Source organism: Micrococcus sp. MS-ASIII-49, from assembly GCF_000946635.1.
Taxonomy (GTDB): Bacteria; Actinomycetota; Actinomycetes; order Actinomycetales; family Micrococcaceae; genus Micrococcus; species Micrococcus luteus.
This window is the reverse complement of record NZ_JXSP01000047.1, coordinates 41,355-48,437: the sequence shown is the minus strand read 5'-3', so window position 1 is coordinate 48,437 and position 7,083 is coordinate 41,355. Positions and strand designations below refer to the sequence as shown.

Sequence of the window (7,083 nt, the reverse complement as noted above, 5' to 3'; positions counted from 1 at the left end):
GCGGCGCCGCCGAGCGGCTGGGCCCCGCGGCCGACGCCGTCCGCATGGGCGCGGGGCTCCGGCTCGACGCGGCCCGGTTCTCCGCGCTCTGGCTCGGCGGGCACTCCCGCGGGGCCGGCGCCGCGGTGCTGGCGGAGGCCGGTGTCGTGGCGGAGCTGCGGGCCGGCGCGGCGGAGGCGTTCGACGGGCTTGTGCGACCCAGCCGACCCCTGCACACCCTCGTCGGCTTCTGATACGCTGGACGAGCACATTCGTGCGCATTTGATACATGTCCATCACGACCCACGCCGGGTGGGGCCCCTCTGGTGCCCGGATGCCGCCCACCGGCGGCATCGATCCCGACGTGACCCCCGATCCCAACGGAGTCCCTCCTACATGACCACCACTTCCAACGCCCCGCAGGTCGCCATCAACGACATCGGCTCTGCCGAGGACCTGCTCGCCGCCATCGACGCGACCATCAAGTACTTCAACGATGGCGACCTCGTCGAGGGCACCGTCGTCAAGGTGGACCGCGACGAGGTCCTGCTCGACATCGGCTACAAGACCGAGGGCGTCATCCCGTCCCGCGAGCTGTCCATCAAGCACGACGTGGACCCGGACGAGGTCGTGGCCGTGGGCGACACCGTCGAGGCCCTGGTCCTCACCAAGGAGGACAAGGAGGGTCGCCTGATCCTCTCGAAGAAGCGCGCCCAGTACGAGCGCGCCTGGGGCGACATCGAGAAGATCAAGGAGGAGGACGGCGTCGTCGAGGGCACCGTCATCGAGGTGGTCAAGGGCGGCCTCATCCTCGACATCGGCCTGCGCGGCTTCCTCCCGGCCTCCCTCGTGGAGATGCGCCGCGTGCGCGACCTGGCCCCCTACATCGGCCAGAAGCTCGAGGCGAAGATCATCGAGCTGGACAAGAACCGCAACAACGTGGTCCTGTCCCGCCGCGCCTGGCTCGAGCAGACCCAGTCCGAGGTCCGCTCCAACTTCCTCCACAAGCTGGAGAAGGGCCAGGTCCGCAACGGCACCGTGTCCTCCATCGTCAACTTCGGCGCCTTCGTGGACCTGGGCGGCGTGGACGGCCTCGTGCACGTCTCCGAGCTGTCCTGGAAGCACATCGACCACCCGTCCGAGGTCGTCGAGGTGGGCCAGGAGGTCACCGTCGAGGTCCTCGAGGTGGACATGGACCGCGAGCGTGTCTCCCTGTCGCTGAAGGCGACCCAGGAGGACCCGTGGCAGCTCTTCGCCCGCACCCACGCCCTCGGCCAGGTCGTGCCGGGCAAGGTCACCAAGCTCGTGCCGTTCGGTGCGTTCGTCCGCGTGGAGGACGGCATCGAGGGCCTCGTGCACATCTCGGAGCTGGCCTCGCGCCACATCGACACCGCCGAGCAGGTCGTGTCGGTCAACGACGAGCTGTTCGTCAAGGTCATCGACATCGACCTCGAGCGTCGCCGCATCTCCCTGTCCCTCAAGCAGGCCAACGAGGGCGTGGACCCCGAGGGCACCGAGTTCGACCCGGCGCTCTACGGCATGGCCGCGGAGTACGACGAGGAGGGCAACTACAAGTACCCCGAGGGCTTCGACGTCGAGACCAACGAGTGGATGGAGGGCTTCGAGACCGAGCGCGCCGCCTGGGAGCAGCAGTACGCCGACGCTCAGGCCCGCTGGGAGGCCCACAAGGAGCAGGTGCGCCGCTCCCTCGAGGAGGAGGCCACCGTCGGCGCCGACGCCGGTGCGAGCCTGGGCGGCTCGTCCTACTCGTCCGAGGCCCCGCCCTCGGACGGAGGCACCCTGGCCTCCGACGAGGCCCTCGCCGCCCTGCGCGAGAAGCTCACCGGCAACTGATCGCCGCGGTGCGTGACCGTCCCTGACGGCCCGCGCCGAGCACCCGACGCCCCGTCCCTCCCTCCGGAGGGGCGGGGCGTCGTCGCGTCCCGGGGGGCTGGCCGTGGGGGAGCGGACGGGACCCGACGGCCGCGCTCAGCGGCGCTCGGAGACCGTCACGGTGAACGTGCGGTCGCGCGCCGTCTGCCGAGTCGGCCCGACGAGCTCCTCCAACATCGGCCGATACCGCAGGTGCGAGTTCCAGACACACCACAGCCGGCCGCCCGGCTCCAGCACCCGCGCCGCGGCCGCCACCAGCCGGTGCGCCACGGAGGGGTCCACGGCGTTGCCGTCGTGGAACGGGGGATTCAGGAGCACGCACTCCTCCGTCCCGTCCGGCCACGTGGCCAGGGCGTCGTCGCGCACGGCCCGGACGCGGTCCGCCACGCGGTTCGCGCGGGCCGTGGCGAGCGTCGAGGCGACCGCCACGGCGGACTGGTCGGTGGCCAGCACGGTGACGTGCGGCCACAGCCGCGCCGCCCCGATTGAGAGCAGCCCGTTGCCGCAGCCCAGGTCCACGAGGCGCCCCGGCGGGCGCGGGTCGTCGGCGAGCGAGGTGAGCAGCAGACGGGAGCCCGGGTCGGCGGCGGCTCCGCCGAAGGTGCCGGCGTGGGCCACCAGGTGCAGGCTCCCCACGCCGGGGACGTCGCGGTCGGCCTCCTCCGGTGGCCGGGGGGTCACGCCGGGACGCGGGCCCCGGGCCGTGAGCACGCGCGCCTTGCGGCGGCCCCGTCCGGCGACGACGTCCTCGAACGCCGCGCCGAGCACCGCGTTCATGCGCGGACTCATGTGCTTGTCGCGGCCGCCGGCCAGCAGGACCACGCCGGGGTCGGCCACGGCTGCGACGATCCGGGACAGCCGGTCGAGCTCGTCGAGCGAGCGGGGCAGCGGCAGCAGGACCGTCCGGGCGCCCCGGGCCGCCTCCTCAGGCGTGGCCGTTCGCTCGAGCTCGCCCGTCTCCCCGCCGAGGCGACCGGCGGCGCGCCACGCGGCGAGGTTCGCGTCCAGCGAGCGCTCGGCGGAGGCGTCGTCCTGGTGGATCCGGACGTCGTGGCCGGCCGTGAGCAGGGGCAGGGTCAGCGCGCCGTGCCGGTCCTCCAGGACGGCCACCGGGCCGGGGACGTGCCCGCTCGCGATCCACCCGGCCAGGGTGTCGAGCAGGAGCAGGTCCGCCGCGTCGTGGGCCTGGCGGTCGGGCTCGGTCGGCAGCGGCCACCGATCCAGCGCCGCGAAGTCCACGCCCGCGGTGAGGTCGTCCGGCAGCCCGCCACGGGCGACATCGGGGGTGACCCCCCGGGGCAACGGCTCACTCATGGTCCACCCAGTCCTCTCCGATCCGCTCCGCATGCCCCGCGCCGGCCGTGACGTCCGCGAGCCGCGCCGCGAACGCCGCGCGGGCCTCCTCGGTGTCCGGCACGCCGACCGTCAGGCGGACCCCCGCGGCGCCGTAGCTCGCCTCCAGCACGGACACGCCCGCCGCGCGCAGCTCGTTCTCCCACCGGCCGGCGTCGGTGTGGGGCGCCTCCACCGCGAGCAGGGCCAGCCGGGAGCGGGTGCGCAGCGGGGCGGCGTCGAGTGCCCCGGACACCGAGTCCGAGTAGGCGCGCACCAGGCCCCCGGCGCCCAGCTTGATCCCCCCGAACCAGCGCACGACGACGGCGCACACGTCCGTCAGGTCGGTCCGGCCCGGCGCGGTCTCGCGCTGGAGGACGGCCTCGAGCATGGGGACGCCGGCCGTGCCGGCGGGCTCGCCGTCGTCGCTGGAGCGCATCCGGTCCCGGGCGGGGCCGAGGACGAACGCGCTGCACACGTGCCGCGCGTCGTGGTGCCGGCGCCGCAGGACGGCGACCATCTCGCGCGCCTGCGCCTCGTCCTCGACGCGCCCGAGGTAGGTGAGGAAGCAGCTGCGGCGGATCTCCACCTCCCGTTCCAGCCAGCCGTCGGGGTCGCGGGCGGACGCCGGCAGGACCGTGCAGCGCGCGGTCGGGGCGGGGGCGGGATCGGGCATGACCCCACCCTAGGGGCTGGCCGAGGACGGGCACGCCGTCGAGCCCGGACGTGAGCTTCGGTACAGTGGAAGACCGTGCCACCCGGCACCGGCCCACCGGTGAGCGAGCACGCGTGCCGCCGCGGGCCTCCCACGACCCTGTCCCGGGAGACTCATGACTTCCCCGCTCACTCGCCTGCACGACACGTTGGGGCTCCGCACGAGTCCGGCGATCTTCTTCGGCTCGGCCGCCGCGGTCGTGCTCTTCACCGCCGCGATGGGCCTGTTCCCTGGCCCGGTCCAGGCGGCCTTCGGCGTGGTCTCGAGCTGGCTGCGCTACGACGTCGGCTGGATCTACACCCTCAGCCTGACCCTGCTGGTGGCGTTCCTGTTCATCCTCGCCGTGACCCGGTACGGCCGGGTCAAGCTCGGCGACGACGACGCGGTGCCGGAGTACTCCGGCCTGACCTGGTTCGGCATGATGTTCGCCGCCGGCGTCGGCGCGGTGCTGATGTTCTGGGGCATCGCGGAGCCGATGAACCACTACGCCAACCCGCCCATGGCGGGGACGGAGCCGTTCTCCGACCGCGCGGCCTCGGAGGCCATGGCGATCGCGAACTTCCACTTCGGCATCCACATGTGGGCGATCCTGCTCGTCCCGGGCCTGTGCTTCGGCTACTTCACGTACAAGCGCAAGCTGCCCCCGCGCGTGTCCTCCGCCTTCCAGCCCCTCCTCGGCGATCGCATCCACGGCCCCATCGGCAAGACGATCGACATCATCGCCGTGGTCTCCACCGTGTTCGGCCTCGGCGTGTCCGTGGGCCTGGGCGCCCTGCAGATCAACGCGGGCATGAACTACGTGCTGGGCACCCCCGTGGCCGGCTGGGTCCAGGCGCTCATCCTGGCCGTCGTCACCGCCGTGGGCACGGCCTCCGTGCTGGTCGGCATGGACAAGGGCGTCAAGCGGCTGTCCTACGCCAACATCCTGCTGGCGATCGCCCTGCTCGTGTACGTCCTGATGTGGGCCGTCTCCAGCATGGACGTCATCCGCGGCACCGTGCAGGCGATCGGCGAGTACGCCTCCATGCTGCCCGTGCTCTCCACCTACAACGACACGTACAACTCGGGCCAGTGGTCCGGTGACTGGACCGTCTTCTACTGGGCCTGGACCGTCACGTGGGCGCCCTTCGTGGGGATGTTCTTCGCCCGCATCTCGCGCGGCCGCACCATCCGCTCCTTCATCGTGGCCGGCCTGGGCCTGCCCACGGCGTTCGTCATCATCTGGATGGGCATCTACGGCTACTCCGCGTTCCAGTCGGACCGCGCCACCGCGCCGGCGCCGGGCCAGGGCGGCGACCTCACGCAGACGATCGTCACCGACGGCAACGTCCAGGCCGCCCTGTTCCAGCACCTGCAGGGCATGCCGCTCTACACGGTGGCCGCGGTCGTGGCGCTCGTGGTCATCACGCTGTTCTTCATCACCTCGATCGACTCGGGTGCGCTCGTGATGGACGCGATGGCCAACGGCCACGAGGATGCGGCGCCCCGCCGCCAGTCCGTGTTCTGGGCCGTGTCCATCGGCGCGGTCTGCGCGGCCATCATCCTCACCGCGGGCGAGAACGGCCTGGCGGCGCTGCAGGAGGTCATCATCGTGATCGGCCTGCCCATCCTGCTCATCACCGTCACGCAGGCCGCACTGCTGCTGCAGGCCCTGCGCGAGGACGCGGGTGCCGCGCGGCCCATGCGGACCCGCCAGTGGAAGCAGGTGCTGCCGGTCGAGGAGTACCGCCGCCGCGCCACCGAGGACGGCGTGGACGTCTCGGACTTCGTGATCCGCCCCGAGTTCGAGGTCGGCACCGAGCCGGAGAACGACACGCACACCCCGAAGACGTGGCACCAGCAGCGCATCGACGCGGCCAAGGCCCTCGTCACCGTCGGCCTGACCGGCGGCATCGCCGCGGGCCGCACCGAGGTCGGCGCGGAGCTCGAGCGGCTGGGCGCCGTCGTCGTGGAGTTCGACGACCTGATGGGGGAGATCCTCGTGCCCGGCAACCCCGTGCTCGAGGAGCTCCGCTCGGTCTTCGGCGAGGACATCGTCCGCGCGGACGGCACCCTGGACGCGCGCACCCTCAACCGGCTCACCACCGAGAGCTCGACCGCCCGGACGCGCATGTACGAGATCGTCTCCCCGGCGGTGCGCGACGAGGCGAACCGCCGGGCCCGCGAGATCGGCGAGGACTCCGTGCTGGTGGTCGACCTGGCCCTGCTGGCCGAGACCGGCTCCGGACAGGACTTCGACCAGGTGCTGGCCGTCTCCGCTCCCGCCGAGGTGCGCGTCGCCCGGCTCATGGAGTCCCACGACATGACCCGCGAGCGGGCCTGGGCCTTCATCGACGAGGAGGCGGCGGACGAGGAGCGGGCCGAGATCGCGGACACCGTGATCGAGAACGACGGCTCGCTCGAGGACCTGCAGGAGGCCGTCCGGGCATACTGGGAGGCCAAGATCCAGCCTCAGCTCGAGGCCGCCCGAGGAGAGCGCGTATGACCGAGACCGACCCGGTGGCCGAACGGCCGCGCGTCCATGTGGGCCTGACCGGCGGGATCGCCGCCGGCAAGTCCGCGGTGGCCCGTGTCCTGCAGGAGCGTGGCGCGCTCCTGGTGGACTCGGACGCCCTCGCCCGGCTGGTCCTCGAGAAGGGCACCGACGGGCTGGCCGCCGTCCAGGACGAGTTCGGGGACCGCGTCATCACCGCGGACGGTGAGCTCGACCGCGTCGAGATGGCCCGCATCGTCTTCGGGGACGAGGGCGCCCGACAGCGCCTGAACCGCATCGTGCACCCCCGGATCCGGGCTGCGGCCCGGCGCATCGTCGCCGAGGCCGGGCCGGACGCCGTCGTGGTCCAGGACGTGCCGCTGCTGGTGGAGACCGGGCAGGCGGACGCGTTCGACCTCGTGATCGTGGTGGAGGCCCCGCTCGAGGAGCGCCTGCGCCGGATGGTGGAGGACCGCGGCATGAGCCGCGCGGACGCCGAGGCGCGGATCGCGGCCCAGGCCACGGACGAGCAGCGGCGCGCCGTCGCGGACGTGGTCATCGTCAACGACGCCGACCTCGAGCGGCTCGCGTCCGTGGCGAACCAGGTGTGGGACCGGTTCCTCGCCCCCGGCGCGGCTGAGCCCTCGGCGGACTGACCGCCGGGGTGTCCGGGGCGCGACGTAGGGTTCTG

The 7,083-nt window shown here is 72.8% G+C and carries 5 protein-coding genes and 1 pseudogene; 4 read left to right on the top strand and 2 right to left on the bottom strand.

The window, feature by feature from the left end:
- Positions 1–233: pseudogene (locus tag SJ20_RS03490) on the top strand (GNAT family N-acetyltransferase); the annotation flags it as partial.
- A 142-nt stretch (positions 234–375) separates the two neighbouring features.
- Entirely contained in the window at positions 376–1,833 is a 1,458-nt protein-coding gene (rpsA, locus tag SJ20_RS03485) for a 30S ribosomal protein S1 (RefSeq protein WP_044658960.1), read from the top strand.
- Between the two features lie 135 nt (positions 1,834–1,968).
- Here the strand turns inward: rpsA and SJ20_RS03480 are convergent, their stop codons facing one another.
- The gene (locus tag SJ20_RS03480) at positions 1,969–3,186 is read right to left on the bottom strand and encodes a class I SAM-dependent methyltransferase (RefSeq protein WP_235281251.1); all 1,218 of its coding nucleotides are present in this window, start codon (positions 3,184–3,186) and stop codon (positions 1,969–1,971) included.
- Positions 3,179–3,880 carry a YigZ family protein gene (locus SJ20_RS03475; RefSeq protein WP_044658959.1) on the bottom strand — a complete coding sequence of 234 codons (702 nt, stop codon included), beginning with the start codon at positions 3,878–3,880 and terminating at the stop codon, positions 3,179–3,181. Before SJ20_RS03475 ends, SJ20_RS03480 begins: the two co-directional genes overlap by 8 nt.
- Before the next feature lie 154 nt (positions 3,881–4,034).
- On the opposite strand from SJ20_RS03475, the gene coaE (SJ20_RS03470) reads away from it, so the two are divergent.
- Together coaE (SJ20_RS03470) and coaE (SJ20_RS03465) are read left to right on the top strand one after the other, a co-directional pair.
- The gene (gene coaE, locus SJ20_RS03470) at positions 4,035–6,404 is read left to right on the top strand and encodes a dephospho-CoA kinase (protein WP_044658958.1); all 2,370 of its coding nucleotides are present in this window, start codon (positions 4,035–4,037) and stop codon (positions 6,402–6,404) included.
- Positions 6,401–7,048, top strand: a complete 648-nt coding sequence (gene coaE / locus SJ20_RS03465) for a dephospho-CoA kinase (protein WP_036315330.1) — start codon at positions 6,401–6,403, stop codon at positions 7,046–7,048. The genes coaE (SJ20_RS03470) and coaE (SJ20_RS03465) overlap by 4 nt, the downstream gene beginning before the upstream one ends.
- Positions 7,049–7,083 lie beyond the last annotated feature (35 nt).